Below are 1,612 nucleotides of genomic sequence, written 5' to 3' on the forward strand. Positions count from 1 at the left end.
CTGCCCAGCAAAACACCGCAGCCAGCACAGGTTTTTTACTGATGAACAACGGCGAGCAAGTACCTGTCAGCCGCAGGATATTGCCTATGGTCAGGAGTGCGTTGGGTTGACAGTGAACTCTAGTGTATCGACAGAGGTGATCTGCTTTACCCAGATAACCAACCGGCGTTAACTCATTGATAAACAATTGACTAATCTGAACGTTGCAAGGCTATTTCATAGCGGATCCATTGACTCGAAGGATGACCACCTTGCTGTTGATAAAACTGTTGTGCCCGTGTGTTGTTGCTTAGCACCAGCCAGTCCATTCTGCAGGCGCCATAGTCGCCTGCAGTTTGAATAACAGCCTGAAACAGTGCCTGGCCGGCGCCCGTGCTGCGATAAGCTGGCGCAACAAACAACTCTTTTAATGTGGCGACCGGTGTTAAATCATAACTGAACTGCTGATACACCAACACGGCATAACCGCCAAGTTTTCCGTTCTGGCTGGCTACCAGCAGATTGAACTGTGGATCACAACCAAACCCAAGCTCTATAAGATCGTTTTCTGTTACACAAAAATCTGTGAGATAGCCTTCAAAATCTGCGAGTTGCTGCATTTGTTTGTGCACTTCAGGTAAGTCGGCCAGCGTCGCTGGCCGTACTTGCCACTGTGGTGTGAATGGTTTTGATATCAGCATTCGCACGAAACTACCATGTCAGTGGAGCCTTGAGTAACACCACTTCCTCCTTGCTCAAAAGGTAAGCCTTCGTCCGCCCAGCCGGTGATACCGCCAATCATTAGCTTGACCGGGTAACCCAATAGCGCAATTTTATAAGCAGCTTGATCGGCACCGTTACAATGCGGACCAGCGCAATACACCACAAAGGTTTTGTTGGCCGGATATTGCGCCATGCGTGCAGCACTGATCTGGCGATGAGGCAGGTTTTGTGCACCTTGTGCGTGCATTTGCACAAAGGCGCTTTCACCGCGGACGTCCAACAGGATAAAGTCGTTTGCACCCGCAGATAAGGCGCTAAATACATCTGAACAGTCCGTTTCAAACGCCAGTTTGGCACCAAAATGTGCAGCAGCGAGATCTGCAGCTGCGGCAGGCGTGGTTAATACAGCAGATGGTGATGATTCGATGGTTAGCGTCATTTGAAATTACCTTGAAAAAATCCAGCATTATTGCTGTTGGTTATTTCAACAGTCTTGGATCTTTACCACAATTGGCTGGTTAGCCATAAAAAGCAACAAATCAGCCAATAGATCAATATTGCATTCCGATCTTTATTTCCGGTTTCTCTGCCAAAAGCCTTAGGGTACAGCAGAGCATCAGCTGATAGTCACTGCCTATCAGGTTTTGTCGATAGTGGAATAGGGTACCGCGGATGCAGAGGTGACTCTTAGTTGCCCTGCTTCGCCACTGTTGTTGGCGCAGCGCCGAAACTTTGTTTAAATACCCGACTGAAATGGCTGGGGTTGTTGAAGCCTGACTGATAGCCCACCTGGCTGGCTGACTGGCCTTGTTGCACTAATTCATAGGCTTTTTGCAAGCGTCGCTGCTGTTGCCACAAGGCAGGAGTTACACCGAACTGTTTTTCAGCGACCAAAAATCCATCCTCTACA

The 1,612-nt window shown here is 48.7% G+C and carries 3 protein-coding genes; all 3 read right to left on the bottom strand.

Annotation, left to right across the window (positions count from 1 at the left end):
• Positions 1–191 precede the first annotated feature (191 nt).
• Positions 192–680 (bottom strand): GNAT family N-acetyltransferase, encoded by a 489-nt coding sequence (locus tag EMM73_RS19720; protein ID WP_127688466.1) that lies wholly within the window; start codon positions 678–680, stop codon positions 192–194.
• Complete coding sequence (locus tag EMM73_RS19725; protein WP_127688467.1) at positions 674–1,141, bottom strand: rhodanese-like domain-containing protein; 468 nt, start codon at positions 1,139–1,141, stop codon at positions 674–676. Before EMM73_RS19725 ends, EMM73_RS19720 begins: the two co-directional genes overlap by 7 nt.
• A gap of 248 nt (positions 1,142–1,389) precedes the next feature.
• Positions 1,390–1,612 (bottom strand): helix-turn-helix domain-containing protein (locus EMM73_RS19730; RefSeq protein ID WP_127688468.1); only part of this gene is annotated, 223 nt, incomplete at its 5' end.

Origin of the sequence: Rheinheimera sediminis (genome assembly GCF_004005375.1) — a bacterium.
Classification (GTDB): Bacteria; Pseudomonadota; Gammaproteobacteria; order Enterobacterales; family Alteromonadaceae; genus Pararheinheimera.

Coding starts and splice junctions, on each gene's coding strand:
- EMM73_RS19720 (WP_127688466.1), bottom strand. CDS start 680: ATGCTGATATCAAAACCATTCACACCACAGTGGCAAGTACGGCCAGCG.
- EMM73_RS19725 (WP_127688467.1), bottom strand. CDS start 1,141: ATGACGCTAACCATCGAATCATCACCATCTGCTGTATTAACCACGCCT.